General features: G+C 67.9%; 29 protein-coding genes. 20 read left to right on the forward strand and 9 right to left on the reverse strand.

Annotated features, from left to right (window positions below; all coding sequences use genetic code 11):
• Positions 1-43: 43 nt before the first annotated feature.
• From grxC to CBM2586_RS01525, 4 genes are all read left to right on the forward strand, one after another.
• Positions 44-301 carry a glutaredoxin 3 gene (grxC, locus tag CBM2586_RS01510; RefSeq protein WP_012351615.1) on the forward strand — a complete coding sequence of 86 codons (258 nt, stop codon included), beginning with the start codon at positions 44-46 and terminating at the stop codon, positions 299-301.
• Positions 302-501: 200 nt separating this feature from the next.
• Positions 502-1,020: a protein-export chaperone SecB gene (gene secB / locus CBM2586_RS01515; RefSeq protein ID WP_012351616.1), complete on the forward strand. Its 519-nt coding sequence runs from the start codon at positions 502-504 to the stop codon at positions 1,018-1,020.
• Between the two features lie 114 nt (positions 1,021-1,134).
• Positions 1,135-2,151: an NAD(P)H-dependent glycerol-3-phosphate dehydrogenase gene (locus CBM2586_RS01520; protein WP_115663137.1), complete on the forward strand. Its 1,017-nt coding sequence runs from the start codon at positions 1,135-1,137 to the stop codon at positions 2,149-2,151.
• 40 nt (positions 2,152-2,191) lie between these two features.
• Complete coding sequence (locus CBM2586_RS01525) at positions 2,192-3,169, forward strand: Bug family tripartite tricarboxylate transporter substrate binding protein (RefSeq protein WP_115663136.1); 978 nt, start codon at positions 2,192-2,194, stop codon at positions 3,167-3,169.
• Between the two features lie 15 nt (positions 3,170-3,184).
• Here the strand turns inward: CBM2586_RS01525 and trmL are convergent, their stop codons facing one another.
• A complete protein-coding gene (gene trmL, locus CBM2586_RS01530; RefSeq protein ID WP_115663135.1) occupies positions 3,185-3,655 on the reverse strand; it encodes a tRNA (uridine(34)/cytosine(34)/5-carboxymethylaminomethyluridine(34)-2'-O)-methyltransferase TrmL in 471 nt (156 codons plus the stop codon).
• Positions 3,656-3,753: 98 nt separating this feature from the next.
• Positions 3,754-4,611 carry a ComF family protein gene (locus tag CBM2586_RS01535; protein WP_231942517.1) on the reverse strand — a complete coding sequence of 286 codons (858 nt, stop codon included), beginning with the start codon at positions 4,609-4,611 and terminating at the stop codon, positions 3,754-3,756.
• Here CBM2586_RS01535 and CBM2586_RS01540 point away from each other — a divergent pair.
• The 8 genes from CBM2586_RS01540 (at position 4,600) to CBM2586_RS01570 (ending at position 11,409) form a co-directional block, all read left to right on the forward strand.
• Entirely contained in the window at positions 4,600-5,553 is a 954-nt protein-coding gene (locus tag CBM2586_RS01540; protein ID WP_172583279.1) for a methyltransferase domain-containing protein, read from the forward strand. The genes CBM2586_RS01535 and CBM2586_RS01540 overlap by 12 nt on opposite strands.
• A gap of 269 nt (positions 5,554-5,822) precedes the next feature.
• Positions 5,823-6,332 carry a DUF2244 domain-containing protein gene (locus CBM2586_RS01545; RefSeq protein WP_115686682.1) on the forward strand — a complete coding sequence of 170 codons (510 nt, stop codon included), beginning with the start codon at positions 5,823-5,825 and terminating at the stop codon, positions 6,330-6,332.
• Positions 6,333-6,390: 58 nt separating this feature from the next.
• Positions 6,391-7,653, forward strand: a complete 1,263-nt coding sequence (gene coxB / locus CBM2586_RS01550; RefSeq protein ID WP_115686683.1) for a cytochrome c oxidase subunit II — start codon at positions 6,391-6,393, stop codon at positions 7,651-7,653.
• A gap of 38 nt (positions 7,654-7,691) precedes the next feature.
• Positions 7,692-9,299 carry a cytochrome c oxidase subunit I gene (ctaD, locus tag CBM2586_RS01555; RefSeq protein WP_115663131.1) on the forward strand — a complete coding sequence of 536 codons (1,608 nt, stop codon included), beginning with the start codon at positions 7,692-7,694 and terminating at the stop codon, positions 9,297-9,299.
• A 75-nt stretch (positions 9,300-9,374) separates the two neighbouring features.
• On the forward strand, positions 9,375-9,506 hold the full coding sequence (locus CBM2586_RS31945) for a cytochrome oxidase small assembly protein (protein WP_217449847.1): 132 nt from the start codon (positions 9,375-9,377) through the stop codon (positions 9,504-9,506).
• 17 nt (positions 9,507-9,523) lie between these two features.
• A complete protein-coding gene (locus CBM2586_RS01560) occupies positions 9,524-10,135 on the forward strand; it encodes a cytochrome c oxidase assembly protein (protein ID WP_115663130.1) in 612 nt (203 codons plus the stop codon).
• A 43-nt stretch (positions 10,136-10,178) separates the two neighbouring features.
• Complete coding sequence (locus CBM2586_RS01565; protein WP_111518157.1) at positions 10,179-10,403, forward strand: DUF2970 domain-containing protein; 225 nt, start codon at positions 10,179-10,181, stop codon at positions 10,401-10,403.
• A gap of 145 nt (positions 10,404-10,548) precedes the next feature.
• Positions 10,549-11,409 (forward strand): cytochrome c oxidase subunit 3, encoded by an 861-nt coding sequence (locus CBM2586_RS01570; RefSeq protein WP_115663129.1) that lies wholly within the window; start codon positions 10,549-10,551, stop codon positions 11,407-11,409.
• A gap of 142 nt (positions 11,410-11,551) precedes the next feature.
• Here the strand turns inward: CBM2586_RS01570 and CBM2586_RS01575 are convergent, their stop codons facing one another.
• The gene (locus CBM2586_RS01575) at positions 11,552-11,761 is read right to left on the reverse strand and encodes a twin transmembrane helix small protein (RefSeq protein WP_012351630.1); all 210 of its coding nucleotides are present in this window, start codon (positions 11,759-11,761) and stop codon (positions 11,552-11,554) included.
• Between the two features lie 93 nt (positions 11,762-11,854).
• On the opposite strand from CBM2586_RS01575, the gene CBM2586_RS01580 reads away from it, so the two are divergent.
• The 5 genes from CBM2586_RS01580 to CBM2586_RS01600 all read left to right on the forward strand — a co-directional run bounded on the left by CBM2586_RS01580 (position 11,855) and on the right by CBM2586_RS01600 (position 16,121).
• On the forward strand, positions 11,855-12,610 hold the full coding sequence (locus CBM2586_RS01580) for an SURF1 family protein (RefSeq protein WP_115686684.1): 756 nt from the start codon (positions 11,855-11,857) through the stop codon (positions 12,608-12,610).
• Positions 12,611-12,683: 73 nt separating this feature from the next.
• Complete coding sequence (locus CBM2586_RS01585) at positions 12,684-13,334, forward strand: SCO family protein (protein WP_115663127.1); 651 nt, start codon at positions 12,684-12,686, stop codon at positions 13,332-13,334.
• Between the two features lie 10 nt (positions 13,335-13,344).
• Positions 13,345-14,448 carry a COX15/CtaA family protein gene (locus tag CBM2586_RS01590; RefSeq protein ID WP_115686685.1) on the forward strand — a complete coding sequence of 368 codons (1,104 nt, stop codon included), beginning with the start codon at positions 13,345-13,347 and terminating at the stop codon, positions 14,446-14,448.
• Positions 14,445-15,389: a heme o synthase gene (cyoE, locus tag CBM2586_RS01595; RefSeq protein WP_115663125.1), complete on the forward strand. Its 945-nt coding sequence runs from the start codon at positions 14,445-14,447 to the stop codon at positions 15,387-15,389. The genes CBM2586_RS01590 and cyoE overlap by 4 nt, the downstream gene beginning before the upstream one ends.
• 111 nt (positions 15,390-15,500) lie before the next feature.
• Positions 15,501-16,121 carry an SCO family protein gene (locus CBM2586_RS01600; RefSeq protein WP_115686686.1) on the forward strand — a complete coding sequence of 207 codons (621 nt, stop codon included), beginning with the start codon at positions 15,501-15,503 and terminating at the stop codon, positions 16,119-16,121.
• A 113-nt stretch (positions 16,122-16,234) separates the two neighbouring features.
• Here the strand turns inward: CBM2586_RS01600 and rpoH are convergent, their stop codons facing one another.
• A complete protein-coding gene (rpoH, locus tag CBM2586_RS01605; protein ID WP_115686687.1) occupies positions 16,235-17,164 on the reverse strand; it encodes an RNA polymerase sigma factor RpoH in 930 nt (309 codons plus the stop codon).
• Positions 17,165-17,507: 343 nt separating this feature from the next.
• Between rpoH and CBM2586_RS01610 the strand changes: the two genes are divergently transcribed.
• The gene (locus tag CBM2586_RS01610) at positions 17,508-18,383 is read left to right on the forward strand and encodes a pirin family protein (RefSeq protein WP_115663122.1); all 876 of its coding nucleotides are present in this window, start codon (positions 17,508-17,510) and stop codon (positions 18,381-18,383) included.
• Between the two features lie 18 nt (positions 18,384-18,401).
• On the opposite strand, the gene ybiB is transcribed toward CBM2586_RS01610, so the two are convergent.
• From ybiB to CBM2586_RS01635, 5 genes are all read right to left on the reverse strand, one after another.
• Complete coding sequence (gene ybiB / locus CBM2586_RS01615; RefSeq protein ID WP_115686688.1) at positions 18,402-19,394, reverse strand: DNA-binding protein YbiB; 993 nt, start codon at positions 19,392-19,394, stop codon at positions 18,402-18,404.
• A 91-nt stretch (positions 19,395-19,485) separates the two neighbouring features.
• A complete protein-coding gene (locus tag CBM2586_RS01620) occupies positions 19,486-20,289 on the reverse strand; it encodes an ABC transporter ATP-binding protein (protein WP_115663120.1) in 804 nt (267 codons plus the stop codon).
• Positions 20,290-20,308: 19 nt separating this feature from the next.
• On the reverse strand, positions 20,309-21,199 hold the full coding sequence (ntrB, locus tag CBM2586_RS01625) for a nitrate ABC transporter permease (RefSeq protein WP_115663119.1): 891 nt from the start codon (positions 21,197-21,199) through the stop codon (positions 20,309-20,311).
• A gap of 31 nt (positions 21,200-21,230) precedes the next feature.
• The gene (locus tag CBM2586_RS01630) at positions 21,231-22,565 is read right to left on the reverse strand and encodes a CmpA/NrtA family ABC transporter substrate-binding protein (RefSeq protein ID WP_115686689.1); all 1,335 of its coding nucleotides are present in this window, start codon (positions 22,563-22,565) and stop codon (positions 21,231-21,233) included.
• Positions 22,566-22,952: 387 nt separating this feature from the next.
• Positions 22,953-23,591: an ANTAR domain-containing response regulator gene (locus CBM2586_RS01635; RefSeq protein WP_115663117.1), complete on the reverse strand. Its 639-nt coding sequence runs from the start codon at positions 23,589-23,591 to the stop codon at positions 22,953-22,955.
• Between the two features lie 206 nt (positions 23,592-23,797).
• On the opposite strand from CBM2586_RS01635, the gene CBM2586_RS01640 reads away from it, so the two are divergent.
• Positions 23,798-24,499: a fumarylacetoacetate hydrolase family protein gene (locus tag CBM2586_RS01640; protein WP_115663116.1), complete on the forward strand. Its 702-nt coding sequence runs from the start codon at positions 23,798-23,800 to the stop codon at positions 24,497-24,499.
• Between the two features lie 4 nt (positions 24,500-24,503).
• Complete coding sequence (gene maiA / locus CBM2586_RS01645; RefSeq protein ID WP_115663115.1) at positions 24,504-25,151, forward strand: maleylacetoacetate isomerase; 648 nt, start codon at positions 24,504-24,506, stop codon at positions 25,149-25,151.
• Positions 25,152-25,197: the final 46 nt, after the last annotated feature.

Genomic DNA, 25,197 nt, shown 5'->3' on the forward strand with positions numbered 1-25,197 from the left:
CGGCCCGGCCAGGGCACGCCCATTGCATTCAAGGAGAACCCACATGGCCCGCGTCGTCATGTACAGCACCGTGGTGTGTCCGTATTGCGTCATGGCTGAACGCCTGCTCAAGTCCCGCGGCGTGGAAACGATCGAGAAAATCCTGATCGACCGCGAACCGGGCAAGCGTGAAGAGATGATGAGCCGCACCGGGCGCCGCACCGTGCCGCAGATCTACATCGACGACACCCACGTGGGCGGCTTCGACGACCTCTCGGCGCTCGACCGCCAGGGCGGCCTGGTGCCGCTGCTGGCCGCCTGAGCCGTATCGCGACAGGCCTTGCGCGGAATCGTCTGATTTCCGGCAAGCAGGGTCCAGGCATCCCCCGGCGCGGGTGAATTCGCCACTCGCGTCATGTACCATATGCGTTTTCCAGCCGGGAACGGGCCGGCCCCGCACCATGCGGGTGCCGCCGCCGCCGTCCCCGACACGCATCCAGCCCATCCTCCCGGAAGCCTTTCATGAGCGACCAGCAAAACACCCAGCAGGACGATCAACCTTTCTTCAACATCCAGCGTGTCTACCTGAAGGACATGTCGCTGGAGCAGCCCAACTCGCCGGCCATCTTCCTGGAATCGGAAGCCCCGTCGGTGGAAGTGCAGGTCAACGTCGGCGCTTCGCAGCTGCAGGAAGGCATCTTCGAAGTGGTGGTGACCGGCACCGTGACGACCAAGGTGCAGGACAAGGTCGCCTTCCTGGTCGAAGCGCACCAGGCCGGTATCTTCGATATCCGCAATGTGCCGGTCGAGCAACTGGATCCGTTGCTGGGCATTGCCTGCCCCACCATTCTCTATCCGTACCTGCGCGGCAATATCGCCGACGTGATCACGCGCGCCGGCTTCCAGGCCATCCACCTGTCGGAAATCAACTTCCAGGCGCTGTACGAGCAGCGCCTGCAGGCCGCCATGGAGGAAGCCCAGGGTGCCGAAGGCGGCAACAGCGGCATCGTCATGCCCGACGGCAGCCAGGCTCGCCACTGATCCCGGCGTCCTGCGCCATCTACTGAAACGGGGCTGCGGCCCCGTTTTGCCTTTGGGCTACCATCGTTGGCGCAAGCGGCCCAAGCGCTTGTGCCAACTACTGTTCGAGCTGCCATGAAACTGACCTTCCTGGGTGCCGGGGCGTGGGGCACCGCCCTCGCCAGCCATGCCGCGGCCACCAATGACGTGGTGTTGTGGGGGCGCGACCCGGCGCAGCTCGCGGCGCTTGCGGCCACGCGCGAGAACGCTGCCTACCTGCCTGGCGTGACCCTGTCCGAGCGGCTGGCGGTGCAGGCGAATTTCGAGCAGGCGGTCGCGCACGCCGCCGACGATGCCGACGGCATCGTGGTGGTGGCGACGCCGGTGGCGGGCCTGCGCGAGATGACGCGCCGGCTGGCCGCGCGCAGCGCGAAGCCGGTGTCGATGCTGTGGCTGTGCAAGGGCTTCGAGGCCGGCACCCACCTGCTGCCGCACCAGATGGTGCGGGCCGAACTCGACGCCGCCGGGCGCACCGAGGGCTTTGCCTATGGCGTGCTGACCGGCCCCAGCTTTGCCCGCGAGGTGGCGCTGGGGCTGCCGTGCGCGCTCACCGTGGCGGGCACCGAGCCGTCGCTGGCGGACCGCGCGCAGGCGGCCTTCCACCATCACGCCATGCGCATCTATGGCAGCGATGACCTGACCGGCGTGGAAGTCGGCGGCGCGGTCAAGAACGTGCTGGCGATCGCCACCGGCGCCAGCGACGGGCTGGGGCTGGGGCTGAACGCCCGCGCCGCGCTGGTGACGCGCGGGCTGGCCGAGATGACGCGGCTGGGCCTGGCGCTGGGCGGCCGGGTCGAGACCTTCATGGGCCTGGCCGGCGTCGGCGACCTCATCCTGACCGCCACCGGCGACCTGTCGCGCAACCGCAAGGTCGGCCAGCAGCTGGCGGCGGGGCAGAGCCTGGAGCAGATCCTGGCCGGCCTGGGCCATGTTGCCGAAGGCGTGCGCTGCGCGCAGGCGGTGGCCGCGCTGGCCGCCGCGCATGGCATCGAGATGCCGATCGCGCGCGCCGTCTGCGCGGTGCTGTTCGACGGGCTCAGCGCCGCCGACGCGGTGGCGCAACTGCTGCAGCGCGACGCTCGCGACGAATGACCCACCGTGTTTTCCCCTTGTTCCTGAGCTTTCGCCTCGCATGTCCACACGACGCCAAGCACTGATCGCGCTCGCTGCCGCCTGCGCCGCCGGGGCTTCCGGCAACGCTTTCGCCCAACCGTGGCCGGCGCGGCCGCTGCGCATGGTGGTGCCGTTCCCGCCGGGATCGTCCCCCGACCTGATCGCGCGCATCCTGACCGAAAAGCTCGCCGCCGCGCTGGGCCAGCCGGTGGTGGTGGAAAACCGCCCCGGCGCCGGCGGCAATATCGGCACCGGCATGGTGGCGCGCGCCGCGCCGGACGGCTACACGCTGCTGTTCACCATCAACGGTCCGCTGGTGACAGCGCCGACGCTGTCGCGCAACCTCAACTACGACCCGTTCCGCCAGCTGGCCCCGGTCACGCTGGTGGCGACCTCGCCCAACGTGCTGGTGGTCGATGCGCGGCTGCCGGTGCACAACCTGCGCGAGTTCGTCGCGCTGGCGCGGTCCCGGCCGGGTGAACTGAACTATGGCTCGCCCGGCAACGGCAGCGCCTCGCACCTGGCGATGGAGCAGTTGAAGGCGATGGCGGGTGTCGACCTGCAGCACGTGCCGTATCCCGGCTTCCCGCAGATCACCACGGCGATGGTCGGCGGGCAGGTGCAGGCGGCCTTCATGGTGCCGGCGATCGCGATGCCGCAGGTCAATGCCGGCAAGCTGCGCGTGCTGGCCGTCACCACCAGCGGGCGCACCGCGGTGCTGCCGTCGGTGCCGACCGTGGCGGAATCCGGCTACGCGGGCTTCGAGGCGATTTCCTGGCAGGCCGTGCTGGCGCCCGCGGGTACGCCGCAGGCGGTGATCGATCGGCTCTACCGCGAACTGGTGGCGATCATCGGTAGCGCCGACGTGCGCGACAAGATGCGCGCGCAGTATTTCGTGCCGGCCGGCACCGCGCCGGCTTCGCTGCGGCAGACCATGGCGAGCGAGAAGGCGCGCTGGGACAAGGTGATCCGCGCCGCGGGCGTGCAGCCCGAGTAAGCCGCAGCGGCAGCTTCAGCTGCCGCCCTCGAAGCCGTTCTGCCGCCAGGCCTCGAACACCACCACGGCGACCGTGTTGGACAGGTTCAGGCTGCGGTTGTCCGGTCGCATCGGCAGCCGGATACGCTGCGCGGGCGGGAACCACTCGCGGCGCTCGGGTGACAGTCCGCGCGTTTCCGAGCCAAAAACGAACCAGTCGCCCGGCCGGAATGCCACCTGGCCGAACGGCGTGGAGCCGCGCGTGGTCAGGGCGAACATGCGCGTCGGGTCGGGTCGTTCGCTGGCCATGAGCGCGTCCCAGCTGTCATGCACGCGCATGGTGGCGTACTCGTGGTAGTCCAGTCCCGCGCGGCGCATGCGCGCGTCTTCCAGCGGAAATCCCAGCGGTTTGACCAGATGCAGTTGCGCGCCGGTGTTGGCGCACAGGCGGATCACATTGCCGGTATTGGGCGGGATTTCCGGTTCGACCAGGACGACGTGGAACATGATGCGGGGCGATGGCGGGCGCTCGGGCGCCCTTCGTCAGAACGGTGCGCAGCTTACCGCGCGCCTGTGCCCGTGTCATCCCGCCCGGTGTTATGCCACTACGGCGTGCGCAGCGCGACGATCACGCTGACCCGGGCTGCGCCCTGTGCCTTCAGCACGGCGGCGGCCTCGTGCAGGGTCGCGCCGGAGGTCATGACATCGTCCACCAGCGCCACGTGCAGGCCGTCCAGCCGCGTGTCGCGCGCGGCGGCAAAGGCGCCACGCAGGTTGACCTGGCGCGCGGCCAGGTCCAGCGCGCGCTGGCTGCCGGTGTCGCGCTGGCGTTGCAGCAGCACCGGGTCGGCGCGCAGGCCCAGGCGGCGCGCCAGCGGCCGCGCGATTTCCCAGGCCTGGTTGAAGCCGCGCGCGGCCAGCCGTTGCGGTGACAGTGGCACCGGGGCGATCAAGTCCGGCGCGCCTTGACCGGCCCGGGTCCAGGCCGCCGGCAGGCGCTCGGCCAGCCTGGTGGCGAGCCAGGCCGCCAGCGGCAGGGCATGGCCGAACTTGAGCGCCAGCACCAGCTGGTCCTGTGGCGAGGCGTAGTCGCCCAGCGTATCGGCATGGTCGAAGGCGCGGGGCGAGGCGCCGCAGGCCGGGCAGTGGAAATGCCGCCCCAGCGCCAGCGCGCACACCGGGCAGCGCCGCACCGGGCGCAGCAGGTCGGCCGCGCAGGGCGCACACACCACGTGCCGCTGCACCGCCCCGCACAGCGCGCAGGCGCTGGGCAACAACTGCTCGCACGCGCGCGACAACACGCGGCCGGCGGCGCCGGCAGCCCGCGCGGTGCGCGCGTATACTTGCCGTCCGGCCGCGGCCCATCGCGCGCGGCGGCCGGGTTCGTCCGGCGCCTGGGGCAGATCCCGCCCGCGCGCCGGTTCCTGGTTTCCTTGCTGCCCTGTCTGCCCGTGTCCCTGCATGCCGCCGATTCTCCCGATGCCTTCCTGCCGCCCGCGCGCCTGACCCGGCTTGCCTTCGATCGGCGCAGCCGCGGCTTCGGCCAGCTCGACTTCCTGCTGGGCGAGATCGGACGCCGCATGCAGGAACGCATGGAGGTGATCCGCCTGGCGCCGCAGCGCGCGCTGGATCTCGGCTGCGGCCACGGCCAGGGCCTGGCCGGGCTGCGCGCGCGCTTTCCGGATGCGCAGATCGCCGGCCTGGACATCTCCGGCGCGATGCTGGCCGAGGCCGGCCAGCGCGATCCGCAGCGCCGGCCCGGCTGGATCGGCCGCATGCTGGGCAAGCGGCCGCTGTTCGACCTGGTCCAGGGCGATCTTGCCACACTGCCTTTTGCGCCCGCGAGCTTCGACCTGCTGTGGTCCAACCTGGCCCTGCACTGGCATCCGGAGCCTCACCGCGTGTTCCCGGAGTGGCACCGGGTGGCGCGCGACGAAGGCCTGGTGCTGTTCTCGCTGTTTGGCCCGGACACGCTGAAGGAGCTGCGCGCGGCCTTCGCCGAGGTCGACGACGCGCCCCATACGTTGCGCTTTGTCGACATGCACGACATCGGCGACATGCTGGTGCACAGCGGCTGGTCGACGCCGGTGATGGACATGGAAACCCTGACCGTGACCTACGAGTCGCCCGCCACGCTGCTGCGCGAGGTGCAGGCCTTCGGCGGCCTGCGCGTGCCCGCCGGGGCGCCGCCGCGGGGCCTGCGCGGCCGCCGCTGGTATCAGGCGCTGACGCAGGCGCTGGAGCGGCGCCGCAACGCCGACGGCGTGATCGCGCTGAGCTTCGAGATCGTCTACGGCCATGCCTGGAAACTGGCCCCGCGCGGCGCCCAGGCTCGCGACGGCGAAGGCCGCGCGGTGGTGCCACTGGACCAGATCGGCCGTGCAAAACCGCGTCGCGCAGGTTAAAACTGAGTTAACTTGCGCCGGGGGCGGATTGCCGCAAACATAGTGCAGGCGCGGCGGGCGGGGCGATGGCGGCATTTCGGCCCATGCACAGAATCAGGTAGCGCGCAAGCCTTGCGGTCAAGGCGCGCCCTTGTCCGTGTATGGGAAGCGCCCTATAATGCGCCAGTTTGTCGCAGTGGTCCCCTGGCACAAGAACGTCCTGGTTTGCACGCACTGTGCGGTCCGGACGCCATCGTCCCGGGTGTGCATCCGATGCAGAGTGGTTGGCGATGCAAGACTTGGGTATCGCATTCCAGACGGCAGGTGGTGACTCCGGCGGAAATCTCGACGGACCTTCCTCCTCGCCCCCCGACTGGCTGATGAAGCGGAACTGCTCGCTGAGTCCACGCCAGGTCGGCTGGTTTTACCTCTCGATCCTCACGGTTTCGCTTGCCATCGCGTTGTTTTTCGCCTGGCAAGGGTCGTGGCTCGTGCTGCCCTTTGCCAGCATCGAGCTGATCGGGCTGGGCATCGCCCTGCTTGTGTATGCGCGCCATGCGACAGACTATGAGCGCGTCAGCATCACCGACGGCACGCTGGTCGTGGAGACAGCCAGCGCCGGGCGGGTGACGCGCCAGGAATTCAATCCGTGCTGGGTGCGGATCGAACTGGGTGAATCGTTCCGCGCGCTGGTGACGCTGCGCTCGGGCAGGCGTGCGGTACAGGTGGGGTGTTACGTGGACCCGTACCGGCGACGCAAGTTCGCGCAGGAGCTCGCAGTGGCCTTGCGCCGCCTCTGAGAGGCGGTGCAAGCGGCGGCGGGGACAGATTTGAATCTGTAAATTGGGTAGATAACAAATGAAAATGTGGAAGAAGGCATCCGCAGTTTGTCTGGCCGGCGCGTCCCTGCTTGCCAGCCAGGCGGCGTCCGCGGTCAGCGACATGCCGGGCGGCCCCGCCGTGCGCCAGCTCAACCTGACCGAGCCGGTTACCAAGATCGCCGAACAGATTCACTGGCTGAACTGGATGATGCTGATCATCTGCACGGTGATCTTCATCGCGGTGTTCAGCGTGATGTTCTATTCCATCTTCACGCACCGCAAGGCCAAGGGCGCCAAGCCCGCCTCTTTCCACGAGAGCATCACCGTCGAGGTGGTGTGGACCATCGTCCCGTTCCTGATCGTGATCGCGATGGCCCTGCCGGCCACCAAGACCGTGGTCGCGATGAAGGACACCACCAACTCGGACGTCACCATCAAGGCCACGGGTTACCAGTGGAAGTGGGGCTATGACTACCTGAAGGGCGAAGGCGAGGGCATCTCCTTCGTGTCGACCCTGACCACTCCGCGCGAGCAGATCAACAACGAGCAGGCCAAGTCGAACACCTACCTGATGGAGGTCGACAACGAGCTGGTGGTGCCGGTCAACAAGAAGATCCGCATCGTCACCACTGCCAACGACGTGATCCACGCCTGGATGATCCCGGCCTTCGGCGTCAAGCAGGATGCGATTCCGGGCTTCGTGCGCGACACCTGGTTCAAGGCCGAGAAGATCGGCGTGTACCGCGGCCAGTGCGCCGAGCTGTGCGGCAAGGAACACGCCTTCATGCCGATCGTGGTGCGCGTGGTCTCCGACGCCGACTACACCAAGTGGGTCGACGGCAAGAAGAAGGAGCTGGCGGCCAAGGCCGACGATCCCAACAAGACCTGGACCCTGGACGAAGCCAAGGTGCGCGGCGAGAAGATCTACGCGGCCAACTGCGCGGTCTGCCACCAGCCCAACGGCAAGGGCGCCGGCGCGTTCCCGGCGCTGGACGGCTCCAAGATCGTGAACGGCCCGAAGGCCGGCCAGATGCACATCCTGCTCGAAGGCAAGGGCGGCATGCCGTCGTGGAAGCAGCTCTCGGACACCGAGCTGGCCACGGTCATGACCTATACGCGCAACGCCTGGAGCAACAAGACGGGTGAAGTGATCCAGCCGGGCGAATTCGTGGGTGCCCGCTTGGGCAAGTTCCCCGAAGGCGGCGGTGCGGCCGGCGGCGAAGCGCCGAAGGCCGAGGCCAAGCCGGCCGCCCAGGCTGACAAGCAGGCCAGTCTCGCGGGCAACCGCGTCGCGGGCTGACCCGCTGAAGAAAGAACAGGATTAGAGGAGCATTTGCGATGAGTACTGCTACCCCGGACGCACTCGCCCATCCGCACGATCACGCGCATGACGACCACGCGCACGATCACCCGCATGGCTGGCGCCGCTGGCTGTTCGCCACCAACCACAAGGACATCGGTACGCTGTACCTGCTGTTCTCGTTCATCATGCTGCTGTCGGGCGGCGTGCTGGCGCTGCTGATCCGCCTGGAGCTGTTCGAGCCGGGCCTGCAGTTCTTCCGCCCCGAGTTGTTCAACCAGTTCACCACCATGCATGGCCTGGTGATGGTGTTCGGCGCGATCATGCCGGCCTTCGTCGGCTTCGCCAACTGGATGATCCCGCTGCAGATCGGCGCCTCCGACATGGCGTTCGCGCGCATGAACAACTTCAGCTTCTGGCTGATGCCGCCGGCCGCGCTGCTGCTGGCCGGCTCGTTCTTCGCCCCGGGCGGCGCCACGGCCGCCGGCTGGACCCTGTACGCGCCGCTGTCGGTGCAGATGGGCCCGGGCATGGACATGGCCATCTTCGCCATGCACATCATGGGCGCGTCGTCGATCATGGGCTCGATCAACATCATCGTGACCATCCTCAACATGCGCGCCCCCGGCATGACGCTGATGAAGATGCCGATGTTCTGCTGGACCTGGCTGATCACCGCCTATCTGCTGATCGCCGTGATGCCGGTGCTGGCCGGCGCCATCACCATGGTGCTGACCGACCGCCACTTCGGTACCAGCTTCTTCTCGGCCGCCGGCGGCGGCGACCCGGTGATGTACCAGCATATCTTCTGGTTCTTCGGCCATCCCGAGGTCTACATCATGATCCTGCCGGCATTCGGGATCATCTCGCACGTGGTGCCGGCGTTCGCGCGCAAGCGCCTGTTCGGCTACAGCTCGATGGTGTACGCCACGGCTTCCATCGCCATCCTGTCGTTCATCGTGTGGGCCCACCACATGTTCACGACCGGCATGCCGGTGACCGGCCAGCTGTTCTTCATGTACGCGACCATGCTGATCGCGGTGCCGACGGCGGTGAAGATCTTCAACTGGATCGCCACCATGTGGCGCGGCTCGATGACCTTCGAGACCCCGATGCTGTTCGCGATCGGCTTTATCTTCGTGTTCACCATCGGCGGCTTCACCGGCCTGATGCCGGCGGTGGCGCCGATCGACATCCAGCTGCAGGACACCTACTTCATCGTCGCGCACTTCCACTACGTGCTGGTGGCCGGCTCGCTGTTCGCGCTGTTCGCGGGCTTCTACTACTGGGGTCCGAAGTGGAGCGGCTTCATGTACAACGAGGCTCGCGGCCAGATCCACTTCTGGGGTTCGCTGATCTTCTTCAACGTGACCTTCTTCCCGATGCACTTCCTGGGGCTGGCCGGTATGCCGCGCCGCTATGCCGACTACCCGACCCAGTTCGCCGATTTCAACGCGATCGCGTCGATCGGTGCGCTCGGCTTCGGCCTGATGCAGGTGTATTTCTTCTTCTTCGTGGTGCTGCCGTCGTACCGTGGCGGCCAGCAGGCCACGGACAAGCCCTGGGATGGCGCCGAGGGCCTGGAGTGGACCGTGCCGTCGCCGGCGCCGTTCCACACCTTTGAAGTTCCGCCGCAGGTCCGCTAAGGCGGTACCCGCGTAACCAGGCCGCGGAGGGGCGGCAGCGACCGCCCCTCCGCGCCGGCAGGTATCAAGACCGTTATGCAGTCTCCAGACAAAAGCCCGTCACGCCCGGACCACAAGGCCGCCAACCGGCGCCTTGGCCTGATCCTGTTGTCGATCGTGGTGGTTTTCTTTCTGGGGTTCTTCGCCAAGATGAAGTTCCTTGGCTGAGGCGGCAGGGTAGCGAGATGAGCATCGAGCAGCAGTCGGGCAGGGAAGCGGACAGGCGGTTCAACCGCGGCATGATGCTGCGGCTGGTCGTGATCGTTGCCGTGATGTTCGGCTTCGGCTACGCGCTGGTGCCGCTGTACAAGAAGATCTGCGAAATCACCGGCATCAACGTGATCACCACGCGCGAGCTGCATGGCGCGGTGAAGAACACGCAGGTCGACAAGAGCCGCACCATCACGGTGGAGTTCGACTCCAACGCGCGCGGGCCCTTCGCCTTCCGGCCGGTGAAGAACAGCATGGAAGTGCATCCCGGCGAGATGGCGACGATCGTCTACGAGGTGGCCAACGGGCAGCCGCGCGACATCTCGGCGCAGGCCATCCCGAGCTACGCGCCCAAGCAGGCGACCCAGTATTTCATGAAGCTGGAGTGCTTCTGCTTCAAGCAGCAGACGCTCAAGGCGAACGAGGCGCGCGAGATGCCGGTGGTATTCGTGATCGATCCCGCGCTGCCCAAGGATGTGAAGAGCATCACGCTGTCGTACACCTTCTTCGAGGTGGGCACGCCGGTGGCGCAGGCACCCGAAGGCCAGCTGGCGCCGCAGCCGGCGCCGGCCGGTAAGGGCATCTGAAGCGAGCGGCGGGCCGCAGGCCGGCCAAGCGGAGGACGGGGCGATGGATGAGATGAAGGACGCGGTCAAGCGCAAGCTGTCGTTTGCGCAGACCATGCGCGCGGTGCTGTGGTCGTTCATCGGCCTGCGCAAGGGCGCCGAGCACGAGCGCGACATGGCGCGGCTGAACCCGGTCCATGTGGTGATCGCCGGGCTGATCGCGGCGGCAGTGTTCATCGCGATCCTGGTCGTGATCGTGCGCATGGTGGTGAGCCAGGCGGCGGCGTAGCAGGGCAGGAAGGGTAGACAACAAAAGCAGTCGCAGAACAAAGCAACCGCGGCGGCGGGGCCGGCCCAGAGGAGGCGGGTGGCCTGCAGTGCCAAGGCGGGGACAACGAATACTGAATCAAAGACTCTGAGCTGGAGATAAAAGAATGAGTGCGAATCGCGCAAACGCTCCGTACTACTTCGTACCGGGCCCGTCGCGCCACCCGATCACGGCAAGCTTCGGCCTGCTGATGACGGGCGCCGGCGCCGCCGGTTGGGTAAACGGGCAGCCCTGGGCGCCGTACCTGTGCGGCTTCGGCCTGCTGTGGTTCCTGTTCGTGCTCAAGAGCTGGTTTGGCGACGCCATCAGCGAGTCCGAAGGCGGCATGTACGGCAAGAACATCGACCTGTCGTTCCGCTGGTCGATGGGCTGGTTCATCTTCTCCGAGGTGATGTTCTTCGCCGCGTTCTTCGGCGCGCTGTTCTATGCCCGCGCCATCGCCATGCCGTGGCTGGGCGACCTGAACAACAAGATCCTGTGGCCCGACTTCGCCGCGGTATGGCCCAACACCGGCCCGGCCGGCGTGGTGGAAAACTTCCGGACCATGGGCCCGTGGCCGATCCCGACCATCAACACCGCGCTGCTGCTGATGTCGGGCGTGACGCTGACCTGGGCGCACCACGCGCTGCTGGCCGGCAAGCGCAGCCAGCTGATCCAGGGGCTGGCGCTGACCATCCTGCTGGGCGCGATCTTCATGGGCTTCCAGGTGTACGAGTACATGCACGCCTACTCGGACCTGAACCTGAAGCTGAGCTCGGGCATCTACGGCTCGACCTTCTTCCTGCTGACCGGCTTCCACGGCTTCCACGTGACCATGGGCGCGATCATGCTGGCGGTGGTGCTGATCCGCGTGCTGAAGGGCCACTTCACCCCCGAGCACCACTTCGCCTTCGAAGGCGCGGCCTGGTACTGGCACTTCGTTGACGTGGTGTGGCTGTTCCTCTACGTCGTGGTGTACTGGCTGTAAATCCGGCTGCCGTACCGGCCGGCGGGCCCCGGACAGAACGGGACCGCCGGCGCCAACGCAAAAGAGAAACGCCGCAGGGGCCTGGTCAGCCTGCGGCGTTTGTCTTTTGCGGGCCCGCTTGGGGTTGCCGTGGCGCGCGGATTCAGGGCGCCATGCGGATGCCGGTGCTGTGGATCCAGCCCATCCAGCTCGAGAACAGGATGAACAGGAACAGCGCCACCGAGAAGCCCACGCGCAGCATCAGCGAGCGCATCATGTTGGGCGTCTTGCCGCGGTCGCGCATCATGAAGAACAAGGCCGAGGCCAGGCTGGCGATGATCAGGATGAAGGCGATGATGATGACAAAGCGCATGGCGGGGCAGTCTGGGGGCTGGCGCGGCGCGACGTGCGGCGCACAGGCCCATTATCGCACCGGGGCGCGCTTCGCAGCAGTGCCGCAGGGACGATGAGCTGGCGCCGCTTCGCCAGCCCGTTGCCGCTGGCCGCCGCGCTGGTCGTGATCGCGGTGACTTGTGCGCTGGGCAACTGGCAGCTCGATCGCGCGCACGAGAAGGAAGCGCGCGCCGCGCGGCTGCAGGCGCTCGCAACCCAGCCGCCGGTGGTGCTGGGCACGGCGCCGCTGTCACAAGTTGTGACCGACCGCGCGGTGCGCGCGAGCGGGCGCTTCGACGCAGCGCGCACCGTATTGCTGGATAATCGCCCCCACGGCACCGGTGGCCGCAGCGGCGACAGCCGCGCGGGCTTCCTGGTGGTGACGCCGCTGGTGATCGGCGCGGCGCCGGGTGAGACCGGTGGCGCGCGCGCGGTGCTGGTGCTGCGCGGCTGGCTGCCGCGCGATGCCCAGGACCGCACCCGGATCAAGCCGTTCCCGACACCCGCGGGCGAAGTGACCATCACCGGCACCGCACTGGCCGGCGTGCCGCGGGTCTATAGCCTGGGCCAGGAGGCGGCCGGCAGCAGGATCCGCCAGAACCTCGAGATCGCGCCATATGCCGCCGAAACCGGGCTGGACCTGCACCCGCTGGTGATCGAGCAGCGCAACGACAGCGGCGACGGCCTGGCGCGAGACTGGGCGCCTGTCGACGCCGGCGCCGAGCGCCACTATGGCTACGCCTTCCAGTGGTTTGGGCTGGCCGCGCTGACGTTGGTGCTGGTGGTCGTGCTGGGCTGGCGCCGTGCGCGCCGGCTGGCCGCGCCCTGATCGAATGAATTGACCGCCCCTGCGCCGCATACCGCCGCATGGGCTTGCCGAAGACAAAGGACAGACGTACTCCATGGCACAGCAAGACTCCGCTCCGGCCGCCGCGGCCTCGCCGCGCGACCCCCGCATCGATGCGCGCACGCGCCGTGGCCGCCTGCAGATGCTGATGCTGCTGCTGGTGTGCGCGTCGCCGGTGATCGCCTCCTACTTCACCTACTACGTGATCAAGCCGCGCGGCGGCGCCACCAACTATGGGGCGCTGGTCGACCCGCAGCGGCCGATGCCGCCGGTGCGCGTCACCGACGAGCAGGGCCAGGCCGTGCCGCTGGAGCAGTTCCGCGGCAAGTGGCTGCTGGTCAGCGCCGATCCGTCGGCCTGTGACGAGGCCTGCGCCAGGAAGCTGTTCACCATCCGCCAGATCCGCGCCGGGCAGGGGCAGGACCGCCTGCGCATCGTGCCGGTGTGGCTGGTCACCGACGATGGCAAGATCGACGAGCGCCTGGTCGCCGCGTACAACGAGCCCTACGCGGGAGTGCGCTTTTTGCGCATCGACCGCCAGGCCGCGCAGCAGTGGCTGCCGGCCGAGCCGGGCAAGCGCGCCGAGGACACGCTGTTCCTGGTCGACCCGCTGGGCAACCTGATGATGCGTTTCCCGCAGGACCCGGACCCGAAGAAGATGAGCGGCGACCTGAAGAAGCTGCTCAAGGTCTCCCGCATCGGTTGAGGGAACGGGCATGCTGCTGCAACTGGCCATCATCGGCGTCCTGATCGCACTGTTCCCGCTGTCCTACGTGATGGTGAAGGGCGACCGCAACAAGTACCGCAAGCTCGCCTGGATCACGGCGTTCCTGACGCTGGACCTGATCATGTTCGGCAGCTTCACGCGCCTGACCGACTCCGGGCTGGGCTGTCCGGACTGGCCCGGCTGCTACGGGCATTCCAATCCGCATGCGGCGATGGAGCCGATCCGCGCCGCCGAGACCGCGATGCCCAGCGGGCCGGTGACGCTGGCCAAGGCGTGGATCGAGATGATCCACCGCTACTTCGCCATGGCCGTCGGCGTGCTGATCATCACCCTGATGGTGCTGGCGTGGGTCAAGCGGCGCGAGCTGAAACAGTCGCCCTGGTTCGCCAGCGGCGTGCTGCTGCTGGTGTGTGTGCAGGGCGCATTCGGTGCCTTCACCGTGACCCTGAAGCTGCAGCCCATCATCGTCGTCACGCACCTGATGCTGGGCATGGCGCTGCTGGCGGTACTGATCCAGCTGGGCTCGCGCAATGACCCGCCGCACCTGGTCGCGCCGCAGGCGGCGCGGCTGCGCTGGCCGGTGCGCATCGGCCTGCTGCTGCTGGTGATCCAGATATTCCTGGGCGGCTGGGTCAGCACCAACTACGCGGTGCTGGCCTGCACCGACTTCCCGCTGTGCAATGGCCAGCTGGTGCCGGAAATGGACTTCCGCCATGGCTTCACGCTGTGGCGCCAGCTGGGCATGACCGCCGACGGCGACTACATCCCGCACGCGGCGCTGGTGGCGATCCACTGGGTGCATCGCGGCTTTGCCGTGATCGTGCTGGGCTACCTGGCGTGGTTCGGCCTGCGCGCGCGCCGGCTTGAAGGACTCGGCCGCGCCGCCGGCTGGCTGCTGGCGACGCTGGTGCTGCAACTGGCCACCGGGCTGTCCAATATCGTGTTCGACTGGCCGCTGGTGGCGGCGGTCGCGCACAACGGCGGCGCCGCGGTGCTGCTGCTGCTGTTGGTCCGTCTCCACTACAATATCGGTCTGACGACCCGGGCCGCCGGCGCCCCCGCTGCCGTGCCGACTGCCGCCCGCGCCACATGAAAGACAAGACCCCTTCCGTGGTTACCGCTACCCACCCCCATTCCCTGGGCAAGTTGAGCCGCATGCGGCACCTGGCCCGGCAATATGCCGCCCTGACCAAGCCGCGCGTGACGCAGCTGGCCGTGTTCTGCGCCATCATCGGCATGTTCCTCGCCACGCCCGGCATGGTGCCGTGGCCGGTGCTGATCGGCGGCGCCGCCGGCATCTGGCTGCTGGCCGGCGCGGCCTTTGCCATCAATTGCCTGGTCGAGCAGAAGATCGATGCGCTGATGCGCCGCACCGCCTGGCGCCCGTCGGCCACCGGCGAGATCACCACGCGCCAGACGCTGGTGTTCTCGGCCATCCTGGGCGGCGCGGGGATGTGGCTGCTGCACGTCTACGCCAACGACCTGACCATGTGGCTGACCTTTGCCACCTTCCTGGGCTATGCGGTGGTCTACACCATCCTGCTCAAGCCGGCCACGCCGCAGAACATCGTCATCGGCGGCCTCTCCGGGGCGATGCCGCCGGCGCTGGGGTGGGCCGCGGTCGCCGGCGAGGTGCCGGCCGAGGCCTGGTTCCTGGTGCTGATCATCTTCACCTGGACCCCGCCGCATTTCTGGGCGCTGGCGCTGTACCGCCGCGCCGACTACGCCAAGTCTGGCCTGCCGATGCTGCCGGTCACGCACGGCGAGCGCTACACGCTGCTGCATATCCTGCTGTACACGCTGATCATGATCGCGGCGACGCTGCTGCCCTTCGTCTACGGCATGAGCGGCTATATCTACCTGGCGGCCGCGCTGGCGCTGGGCGCGGGCTTCCTGGCCTATGCCTGGAAGCTGTACCGCAACTATTCGGACGAACTGGCGCAGCGCACCTTCCGCTTCTCGATCCTGTACCTGTCGCTGCTGTTCGCGGCGCTGCTGGTCGACCACTACTTCAAGTTCGTGCCGCAGGTCTGATCCGCGCCAGCGCGCCCCCGGCTGCGGCATCTTGCCGCGCCGGCGCGAGCGCAGCAGCATGATCGGCGATACTGCATGCTGTTTCCTTCTCATCCCTGACCCGTCCCCCGCATGCCACGCTTCAGCTCCGCTTCCGGCCTGTTCGCCGCCTTCCGCCGCTTTTCCCTGCTGGCCGCGCTGGCCCTGGCCGTCGCCGCCTGCGGGCAACCGAAGGCATCGTTCCGCAATGTCGATATCACCGGCGCCGCCGACTTCGGCAAGGACTTCAAGCTGACCGACCACACCGGCAAGGTGCGGACCCTGGCCGACTACAAGGGCAAGGCAGTGGTGATGTTCTTTGGCTACACCCACTGCCCGGACGTGTGTCCCACCACCATGGCCGAACTGAAGGCGGTGATGGAGCAGCTGGGGCCGGACGCGGACCGCGTGCAGGTGCTGTTCGTCACGGTCGATCCGGAACGCGATACGCAGGCGCTGCTGGCCCAGTACGTGCCGGCCTTCGATCCGCGCTTCGTCGGGCTGCGCCCCGCCGACGAGGCCGCGCTGCAGAAGCTGGCCAAGGACTTCAAGGTGTTCTACGCCAAGGTGCCGGGCAGCTCACCCAGCAACTACACCGTGGATCACTCGGCCGGCAGCTATATCTTCGATCCGCAGGGCAAGCTGCGGCTGTTTATCCGCCATGGCCAGGGTCCGGAGCCGATCGCGCACGACCTGAAACAGCTGTTGTCCTGACGCGAGCAGGGCGCAAGGGTATGGCAAGGGTGCGGCATAACGTCGCACCATCGCTTCGCGGGCAACAAAAAGGCCGGTCCATGGACCGGCCTTTTGCATGTTGGCGGTGACGATCAGGCAAAGGCCTGCAGCGCGCCCTTCATCTTCTTCATCGCCGCCGCCTCGATCTGGCGGATGCGCTCGGCCGACACGCCGAACTCGTCGGCCAGCTCGTGCAGCGTGGCGCCACCCGAGCCGTCGTCCTCGACGTTGAGCCAGCGCGCCTCGATGATGCGACGGCTGCGCTCGTCGAGCTTGCCCAGTGCTTCTTCCAGCCCCTCGACCTGCATGCGGTCGTGGCGCCTGGCTTCCATCACGCGGGTCGGCTCGTTGTGGTTGTCGGCCAGATAGGCGATGGGGGCGAACTCCTCTTCGCCGTCGTCGACCTGGCCTTCGAGCGCCAGGTCGCCGCCCGACAGGCGGGTTTCCATCTCCATCACTTCGTCGGGCTTGACGTTCAGCTCGCGCGCGACGGCCTCGACCTGCTCCGGCGTGAAGGTGTGCCCGCCCTGCTTGTGGCTGCGCAGGTTGAAGAACAGCTTGCGCTGGGCCTTGGTGGTGGCCACCTTGACCATGCGCCAGTTCTTCAGCACGTATTCATGGATTTCGGCCTTGATCCAGTGCATCGCGTACGACACCAGGCGCACGCCCTGGTCCGGATCGAAACGCTTCACCGCCTTCATCAGGCCGATATTGCCTTCCTGGATCAGGTCGGCATGAGGCAGGCCGTAGCCGAGGTACTGCCGGGCAATCGACACCACCAGGCGCAGGTGCGACATCACCAGCCGGCGCGCCGCGTCGACGGAGTCGTGGTCGCGCAGCTCGCGCGCGAGGCGTTGCTCTTCTTCCGCGGTCAGCAGCGGAATGCGGTGGACAGCCTGGATATAGCTGTCGAGGTTGCCCACGGTCGCCGGAAAGGTCAGCGCAAAGCTGCCCGTGTTCCGGGGCACCGTCGGCAGACGGTTGTTCGTCAGGGTTTGGTCGGCAGACAAGACTGCGTTCACTCAATGGCTCCTTTCGCGTCCGGCGGTTTGGTTGCCGGTGCGCCGCGGCCCTTGGGGGATCGGCGGCACTGCAACACATCTTAGCACTCTGGCCGGGTGAGTGCTAATTGGAGTTCCGATGCCTCCGATAGTTCCCGCGTATCGCCCGGTCCGTTCGGATAGTCAGACGAGCCTTAAAGAGACGGCAACGATACCGGGCACGTCGCGCACTGGTAATTAGAGCGCGGGGTGGCAACGGGGTTCTGCCGGCCGCCGCAATGCTGTGTTCCACCACCGGCTACACTCGACCGGCGGGCAGCGCACTGGCATGCTTGCGAGCCTCTTTTATCGGATCGGAGGAGTTATGTCTGCTATCGAACACTTGCTCAAGCCGCATGTGCGCGACCTGGGCGATTTCACCGTGCGTCGGCTGTTGCCGGCCGCGGCGACCCAGACCGTCGGGCCGTTTATCTTCTTCGACCATATGGGGCCGGTGCAGCTGCCACCGGGCCAGGGCGCCGACGTGCGCCCGCATCCGCATATCGGATTGGCCACGGTCACCTACCTGTTCGAGGGCGAGATCATCCATCGCGACAGCCTGGGCAGCGACCAGGCGATCCGCCCCGGCGACGTCAACTGGATGACCGCTGGCCACGGCATCGTCCACTCCGAGCGTTCGCCCGAGCATGTGCGCCCGGAAGGCGCGCGCCTGCACGGCATCCAGACCTGGGTGGCGCTGCCGCAGCAGCATGAGGGCGCCGAGCCGTCGTTCTTCCACCATCCGGCCGCAACGCTGCCGCGCATCGAGCGGCCCGGCCTGCGCATGGTGGTGATCGCCGGCGATGCGTTCGGGCAGACTTCGCCAGTCAAGGTCTTCAGCCGCACCCTGTACGTGGCGATCGAGCTGGATGCGGGTGCCAGTGTGGAGATTCCCGCCGAACACGCCGAGCGCGGCATCTATCCGGTCGACGGCGCGGTCTCGCTCGACGGAGAGCCGTTGCCGGCCGAGCACATGGTGGTGCTGACGCCGGGCCAGCCGGCGACGCTGACGGCCACGGCGCCGTCGCGGGTGATGCTGCTCGGCGGCGACCCGACCGACGGGCACCGCTTTATCTACTGGAACTTCGTTGCCAGCAGCAAGCTGGCGATCGAGGCCGCGGCGCAGCGCTGGGAGGACGACCAGTTCCCGCGCGTGCCGGGCGAGACCGAGCGCATTCCGCTGCCCCCGCGCAAGCCCTGACGGTTGTGCCGGGTCGGCTCAGACCGGGCTGGCCCAGGTCACGCGCGTGCCCTGGCGCAGGCATTCGCGGATGGCCTCGATCTGGATCGTGATCGGCGCCGGCACCGGCACCGCGCCGTCGAGCACGCGACGGATCCAGGCCACGGTCAGGCCGGCATCGCTGCCGGGCGGCAGCTCCGGCACGTCGCCGAGCGAGCCGCCGGCCTGGCCCACCAGCGTCTGCTGATGGCCTTCATGCAGCCAGTCGATGCGGCCGGTGCGCCGCGCATCGGCCACCACCTCGCCCTCGGTGCCGCGCGCCAGCAGCACGTTGGCGGGCTCGTGCGAGAAGTAGTCGGTCAGCGTTTCGCGGTATTCGGGGTGCGTGTAGCTGTACAGCCGCAGGCCTTCGGCGGGCGTGTGCTCGCCCACGGGTTGCAGCATCTTGGCCACCGTATGCGACGAATTGCGCAGGCCGATCACGGTGCGGCGCTCCAGCAGCCGCGACAGCCCGGACGACAGCACGTCCACCGGCAGCACCGCCAGCGGGCCATTGGCATCGCCATCGCGCAGCATTGCCGAGGCTTCGGCGGTGCTCGCGCACAAGGGCACGCCCAGCGCCTCGAACAGCGCCATGCTGGTCACGCGGCCCTCGAACTCGCGCGTGCCGTGCACCAGGACGGGGATGCCTTCGCGCGCCAGCAGCAGCGCCAGCAGCGGCACCAGGTTGGGCTGCTTGCGCGCGCCGTTGTAGCTGGGAATCACCACTACCTGCCGGTCCGGCGGCGCCGGCAGCGGCTGGCAGTGCGCATGGGCGGCCTCGAGCATGCCGGCCAGCTCGTGCGGCGCCTCGCCCTTGATGCGATAGGCCATCAGGATGGCGCCCAGTTCCAGGTCGGACACCCGGCCTGCCAGCATGGCGTCGAACAGGGCCTGCGCGTCCTCGCGCGGCAGTGCGCGCGCGCCGTTGACGCCGCGGCCGATCTCCTTGATGTAGCGGGCGGCGGGAAATGGGGCGGCGGTGGTGGTCATGGCGGCGTGGGGTAGTCTGTTCTGGGTTCATGATAGCGGAGCGCGGCGGCCGCGCCCATGGCCGCCGCGCGCGCCCCTGCCCCGCCTCGCCCTAGGCCGCTTCCTGCAGCGCCGGATCGCGCTGCTTGCGGTAGAGGAAGTCCAGCACCGCGGTGCGGCAGCCATGGTAGGCCGGATCGTCCGCGAGGGCCACGCGGTCGCGCGGGCGCGGCAGGTCCACCTTCAGGATCTCGCCGATGGTGGCGGCCGGGCCGTTGGTCATCATCACGATGCGGTCAGCCAGCAGCACGGCCTCGTCGACATCGTGCGTCACCATCACCACGGTGCTGCGCGTGCGCGCCACGATCTTGATCAGCTCGTCCTGCAGGTGCGCACGCGTGAGCGCATCCAGCGCGCCGAAGGGCTCGTCCATCAGCAGCACCTTGGGCGCCATCGCCAGCGCGCGGGCAATGCCCACGCGCTGCTTCATGCCGCCGGAGATCTCGTGCGGATATTTGCCCTCGGCGTGGCTCAGGCCCACCAGCGCGAGCGTGTCGTGCGTGCGCGCCCTGAGCCGGGCCCTGTCCTCGCTGGCCGCGAACACACGCTCGACGCCCAGGTAGACGTTCTCGAAGCAAGTCAGCCAAGGCAACAGCGAATGGTTCTGGAACACCACCGCGCGCTCCGGCCCAGGGCCGGCGATTTCGCGCCCGGCGCAGATCAGCGTGCCGGAGGTGGGCGTGGCCAGTCCCGCCAGCAGGTTCAGCAGCGTGGACTTGCCGCAGCCGGAATGGCCGATCAGCGTGATGAACTCGCCCTCGGCGATGTGTAGCCGGATGTCGCGCAGCGCGACGAACGGGCCCTTGCGGGTCTTGAAGGTCTGGCCGACGTTTTCGATGCTGACGAATTTGTCCATGGCGTCTCTCCCGTAGCGGTCAATGGGTGCCGTAGCTGAAGCGCCGGGCCAGCGCCAGCAGCGCATGCTCCAGCAGCAGTCCGATCAGGCCGATCACGAAGATCGCGATCACGATGTGCTCGACCTTCAGGTTGTTCCACTCGTCCCACAGCCAGAAGCCGATGCCGGTGCCGCCGGTCAGCATCTCGGCCGCGACGATCACCAGCCAGGCCGTGCCGATCGACAGCCGCACGCCGGTCAGCATGTAGGGCAGCACCGCGGGGAACAGCACGCGCGTGAATACCTTCCACTCGGACAGGTCGAGCACGCGCGCCACGTTCAGGTAGTCCTGCGGCACGCGCGTGACCCCCACCGCGGTGTTGATCACCATCGGCCAGATCGAGCAGATGAAGATCGCCCAGATCGCCGCGGGATTGGCCGCCTTGAACAGCAGCAGCCCGATCGGCAGCCATGCCAGCGGCGAGACCGGCCGCAGCAGGCTGATCACCGGGGCGGTCATGGCGTTCAGAAAGGCGAAGCGCCCGATCACGAAGCCGGCGGGGATGCCGACCAGCGCGGCCAGGCCGAAGCCCGCCGCCACGCGCGCCAGCGACGCCAGCACGTTCCAGCCGATGCCCTGGTCATTGGGCCCGTTGCGGTAGAACGGGTCGGCAAACAGCGGCACCGCGGCGTTCCACGTCGCGCCAGGGGTGGGGATGGCAGGAATCATGGTGGCGATGCCGTGCCAGGCCAGCACGAACAGGGCGAAGCCGAGCAGCGGCGGCACGGCCTTGAGCACCAGCGCGGCGGCGGCGTCGCGGCGTGCCGCGCGCCGGGCCTGCGCGGCGAGTTCCTGTTCGCGCCGGCGTGTCCTTTCCTTGGTGTCGGGATCGGCTGCGGCATCGGCTGTGGTGTGGGCAATGGCATTCACATCGGGCTCCTTGGGTCAGGGGCACTGCGGATCAGGCGGCAAGCGCGCTGGCGGCCTTGATCTTGAAACCGTCGGCGTAGGCTTTCGGGTCCTTGCCGTCCCAGACCACGCCGTCGATGAGCTTCGAGCTGCGCATGTCGCTCCTGGGCAGCGGCACCTGCGCGGCGGTGGCGGCCTGCTTGTAGATGTCGATGCGGTTGACCTGCCTGGCCACCGCGAGGTAGTCCGGATGAGCCTTGAGCAGGCCCCAGCGCTTGTGCTGCGTCAGGAACCACATGCCGTCGGACAGGAACGGGAAGTTTGCGTTGCCGTCCTGGTAGAACTTCATCGCGTCGGGGTCGTCCCAGGTCTTGCCCAGGCCGTTGGTGTAGCGGCCCAGCATGCGGTCGAGGATGATTTCCATGTCGGTGTTGACGTAGGACTTGGCGGCGATGGTCTCGGCGGTCTTGCGGCGGTTGGAAGCCGACGCGTCGATGAACTTCGATGCCTCCAGCACCGCGGCCACCATCGCGCGCGCCGTGTTCGGATGCTTCTGCACGAACTCCGCGGTGGTGCCCAGGGTCTTTTCCGGATGGTTCTTCCAGATCGCCTGCGTGGTCTCGGCGGTGAAGCCAATCTTGTCCGCGATCGCGCGCGCGCCCCACGGCTCGCCCACGCAGAAGCCGTCCATATTGCCCACGCGCATGTTGGCCACCATCTGCGGCGGCGGCACCGTGATGGCCTTGGCGTCCCGCATCGGATCGATGCCGTTGGCCGCCAGCCAGTAGTACAGCCACATCGCGTGCGTGCCGGTGGGGAAGGTCTGGGCGAAGGTGTAGTCGCGCTTTTCCTTCGTCATCAGCGCCTTCAGGCTGGCGCCGTCGCGCACGCCTTTCTCGGCCAGCTTGGAGGACAGGGTGATGGCCTGGCCGTTGTGGTTCAGGCTCATCAGCACGGCCATGTCCTTCTTCGGCCCGCCGATGCCGAGCTGCACGCCATAGACCAGGCCGTAGAGCACGTGGGCCGCGTCCAGCTCGCCATTGACCAGCTTGTCGCGCACGCCCGCCCACGAGGCTTCCTTGGTCGGCGTGATCTTGATGCCGTACTTCTTGTCGAGCCCGAGCGTGGCCGCCATCACCACCGAGGCGCAGTCGGTCAGCGGGATAAAGCCAATGCGCACCTCGGTCTTCTCCGGCGCGTCGGAGCCCGCGGCCCAGGCGCCGGCGCGCACCAGCGGATCGACCAGCGTCATCACGCTGGCTCCGGCGATGGTGGCCAGCGCGCGGCGCCGGCCGCTGCTGGCCGGTACCGCGTCGGCAGCGGCAGCGGCGTCGGAGTTCTGGACGGCTGCGTGCAGCGGCCTGGCATGGCTGAGACGAGAGGGCATTGCATGGCTCCAAGAAAAAAAGCGCCCCCTGGCGCGGCCGGCTTCGCCAGAAGACCGGTGCGCTGCGGGGACGCCGTTGTCCGTGGCGTGACGCGGCCCGCGTTGGCCATGTCCGCCTGAATTGTCGATCGGCCGCCGTTGGCCGATGCCTGCATGACGCAAGGCGTATGCCAGCATCGTGCGGTGCAACATTTCGGGGAACGTTGGGCCGGAAAGGGGCGAAATGGTCGAAGCCGGTGCGTGCGGGGACGCGGCCGGTGGTGGCGTGGAGCCACCGCCGCTTGGCAGCGGTACCGGACGGTCCAGTCCGGGGCGGAGCCTAGCGCCACGACCGTGCAGCGCACCGGCCGCGTGCGGCTTCGCACCCCGGTGGCAAATGCGCGGCGTTCAGCCCATCACGTCGATCACGCGCTGCGCGGCATCGACAAGCTTCAGCCCGCGTTCCATCGCCATGCTGCGCAGGCGCTTGTAGGCGTCTTCCTCGCTGAGCCCGCGCGCCTGCATCAGCAGTCCCTTGGCGCGCTCCACCACCTTGCGCTCGGCCAGCTTCAGCCGCGTGGCGTCGAGTTCGGCGCGCAGTTGCTGGTCCAGTTCAAAGCGCGCATAGGCGACGTCGAGCACGGTCTTGACGCGCTCCGCGCGCAGGCCGTCGACGATATAGGCGGTAATGCCCGCGCTGAGGGCGGCCTTGATGCGCTGGCTGTCGTCGTTGTCGGTGAACAGCACGATCGGGCGCGGTGCATGCTGGGTCGAGACGCACACGTGCTCGATGGTGTCGCGCGCGGCCGACTCGGACGCGATGATCAGCATGTCGGGCTGGCTGGCGGTGATCACGTCGGGCAGCCGCAGGTCGGCGTCGACGATCTGGATCTCGGTAAAGCCCGCGTTCACCAGCCCGCTGCGGATGGTCTCGACGTTGAGGGGATCGGCGTCGAGCGGGTCGCGCACGAGCAGGATGCGCAGCACCCGGCTGGTGGGGGCGGCGGTCGCCGGCGTGGGCGTGGGGGGCGGATGGCGTCGTGTCATGGCTGGCTCTGTTGCAGTGCGCCATGCAAGATTCGCGCCGGGCACGGCCAGGATGGCGCGCCAGTTCGGTGCGGCGGCGCTGCGAGCGTGCCTGGATTCATTGTATGCGGCGGTACGCAAGGCCAGCCCGCGGTGTATCCTGTTGCCCTGCTGCGCCCGGCACCGGGCCCCGTCGCAGCACCGATCAGAACTATCTGGAGAGATGCATGACCGAATTCGTGTTCGCCCCGCCCGCACCCGTTGGCGTGCCTGTGCGCGGCAGCCACGCCAGCTTTCCGGTCCGGCGCGTGTACTGCGTCGGCCGCAACTATGCCGCCCATGCCCGGGAAATGGGTTCGGACCCCGACCGCGAGCCGCCGTTCTTCTTCTGCAAGCCGTCCGATGCGGTCAGCTATGTCGCCGACGGCACCGAGGGCGCCTTCCCGTACCCGCCGGGCACCAGCAACTGCCACTATGAGGTGGAACTGGTGGTGGCGATCGGCAAGGGCGGCCGCGACATCCCGGTCGAGCAGGCCGCCGGTCATGTGTTCGGCTATGCCGTGGGCCTCGACATGACGCGCCGCGACCTGCAGAACGAATCGAAGAAGACCGGCCGCCCGTGGGAAACCGGCAAGGCCTTCGACCGCTCCGCGCCGATCGGCCCGATCGTGCCGGTCGCGGCCATCGGCCATCCGGAAAAGGGCGAGGTCACGCTGTCGGTCAACGGAGTGGAAAAGCAGCGCGGCGATCTCTCGGACCTGATCTGGTCGGTGCCAGAAATGGTGTCGTACCTGTCGAAGCTGTTCGAGCTGCAGCCCGGCGACCTGATCTTCAGCGGCACGCCCGAGGGCGTGGGGCCGGTGGTCAAGGGCGATGTCATGCAGTGTCACGTCGGCGGCGTGGGCGATCTCACCATCAAGGTAGTCTGAACCGATGCTCAAGCTTTACAGCTATTTCCGCAGTTCGGCCTCGTTCCGCGTCCGTATCGCGCTGGAACTGAAGGGCCTGTCCTATGACTACGTGCCGGTGCACCTGCTCAAGGAAGGCGGCCAGCAGCTCAAGCCGGAGTTCCGCGCGGTGAACCCCGACGGCCTGGTGCCGGCGCTGGTCGACGGCGAACACGTGCTGCAGCAGTCGCTGGCGATCGTCGAGTACCTGGATGAAGTCCATCCCGAGCCCAAGCTGCTGCCCGGCACGGCGCTGGACCGCGCCTATGTGCGCGGCCTGGCGCAGGAGATTGCCTGCGAGATCCATCCACTGAACAACCTGCGCGTGCTCAAGTACCTGAAGCACACGGTGGGCGTGACCGACGAGGTCAAGGACGCGTGGTACCGCCACTGGATCGAGCTGGGCTTCGCCTCGCTGCAAGCCAACCTGGAGCGCAGCGGCAAGGCCGGGCGTTACTGCTTTGGCGACACGCCCACGCTGGCCGACCTGTGCCTGGTGCCGCAGGTGTTCAACGCGCAGCGCTTCCATATCGACGTGGCGCGCTATCCCGCGATCGCGAAGATCTATGAAACCTGCATGGCGCTGCCGGCGTTCCAGCAGGCGGAGCCGAAGTCGCAGCCTGACGCGGAATAGTACTACCGTGCACAGCGCAAACGCCCCGGCACTGCCGGGGCGTTTG

This window comes from Cupriavidus taiwanensis, from assembly GCF_900250115.1.
Lineage (GTDB): Bacteria > Pseudomonadota > Gammaproteobacteria > Burkholderiales > Burkholderiaceae > Cupriavidus > Cupriavidus taiwanensis_B.

Coding starts and splice junctions, on each gene's coding strand:
- grxC (WP_012351615.1), top strand. CDS start 44: ATGGCCCGCGTCGTCATGTACAGCACCGTGGTGTGTCCGTATTGCGTC.
- secB (WP_012351616.1), top strand. CDS start 502: ATGAGCGACCAGCAAAACACCCAGCAGGACGATCAACCTTTCTTCAAC.
- CBM2586_RS01520 (WP_115663137.1), top strand. CDS start 1,135: ATGAAACTGACCTTCCTGGGTGCCGGGGCGTGGGGCACCGCCCTCGCC.
- CBM2586_RS01525 (WP_115663136.1), top strand. CDS start 2,192: ATGTCCACACGACGCCAAGCACTGATCGCGCTCGCTGCCGCCTGCGCC.
- trmL (WP_115663135.1), bottom strand. CDS start 3,655: ATGTTCCACGTCGTCCTGGTCGAACCGGAAATCCCGCCCAATACCGGC.
- CBM2586_RS01535 (WP_231942517.1), bottom strand. CDS start 4,611: ATGCAGGGACACGGGCAGACAGGGCAGCAAGGAAACCAGGAACCGGCG.
- CBM2586_RS01545 (WP_115686682.1), top strand. CDS start 5,823: ATGCAAGACTTGGGTATCGCATTCCAGACGGCAGGTGGTGACTCCGGC.
- coxB (WP_115686683.1), top strand. CDS start 6,391: ATGAAAATGTGGAAGAAGGCATCCGCAGTTTGTCTGGCCGGCGCGTCC.
- ctaD (WP_115663131.1), top strand. CDS start 7,692: ATGAGTACTGCTACCCCGGACGCACTCGCCCATCCGCACGATCACGCG.
- CBM2586_RS31945 (WP_217449847.1), top strand. CDS start 9,375: ATGCAGTCTCCAGACAAAAGCCCGTCACGCCCGGACCACAAGGCCGCC.
- CBM2586_RS01560 (WP_115663130.1), top strand. CDS start 9,524: ATGAGCATCGAGCAGCAGTCGGGCAGGGAAGCGGACAGGCGGTTCAAC.
- CBM2586_RS01565 (WP_111518157.1), top strand. CDS start 10,179: ATGGATGAGATGAAGGACGCGGTCAAGCGCAAGCTGTCGTTTGCGCAG.
- CBM2586_RS01570 (WP_115663129.1), top strand. CDS start 10,549: ATGAGTGCGAATCGCGCAAACGCTCCGTACTACTTCGTACCGGGCCCG.
- CBM2586_RS01575 (WP_012351630.1), bottom strand. CDS start 11,761: ATGCGCTTTGTCATCATCATCGCCTTCATCCTGATCATCGCCAGCCTG.
- CBM2586_RS01580 (WP_115686684.1), top strand. CDS start 11,855: ATGAGCTGGCGCCGCTTCGCCAGCCCGTTGCCGCTGGCCGCCGCGCTG.
- CBM2586_RS01585 (WP_115663127.1), top strand. CDS start 12,684: ATGGCACAGCAAGACTCCGCTCCGGCCGCCGCGGCCTCGCCGCGCGAC.
- CBM2586_RS01590 (WP_115686685.1), top strand. CDS start 13,345: ATGCTGCTGCAACTGGCCATCATCGGCGTCCTGATCGCACTGTTCCCG.
- cyoE (WP_115663125.1), top strand. CDS start 14,445: ATGAAAGACAAGACCCCTTCCGTGGTTACCGCTACCCACCCCCATTCC.
- CBM2586_RS01600 (WP_115686686.1), top strand. CDS start 15,501: ATGCCACGCTTCAGCTCCGCTTCCGGCCTGTTCGCCGCCTTCCGCCGC.
- CBM2586_RS01610 (WP_115663122.1), top strand. CDS start 17,508: ATGTCTGCTATCGAACACTTGCTCAAGCCGCATGTGCGCGACCTGGGC.
- ybiB (WP_115686688.1), bottom strand. CDS start 19,394: ATGACCACCACCGCCGCCCCATTTCCCGCCGCCCGCTACATCAAGGAG.
- CBM2586_RS01620 (WP_115663120.1), bottom strand. CDS start 20,289: ATGGACAAATTCGTCAGCATCGAAAACGTCGGCCAGACCTTCAAGACC.
- CBM2586_RS01630 (WP_115686689.1), bottom strand. CDS start 22,565: ATGCCCTCTCGTCTCAGCCATGCCAGGCCGCTGCACGCAGCCGTCCAG.
- CBM2586_RS01635 (WP_115663117.1), bottom strand. CDS start 23,591: ATGACACGACGCCATCCGCCCCCCACGCCCACGCCGGCGACCGCCGCC.
- CBM2586_RS01640 (WP_115663116.1), top strand. CDS start 23,798: ATGACCGAATTCGTGTTCGCCCCGCCCGCACCCGTTGGCGTGCCTGTG.
- maiA (WP_115663115.1), top strand. CDS start 24,504: ATGCTCAAGCTTTACAGCTATTTCCGCAGTTCGGCCTCGTTCCGCGTC.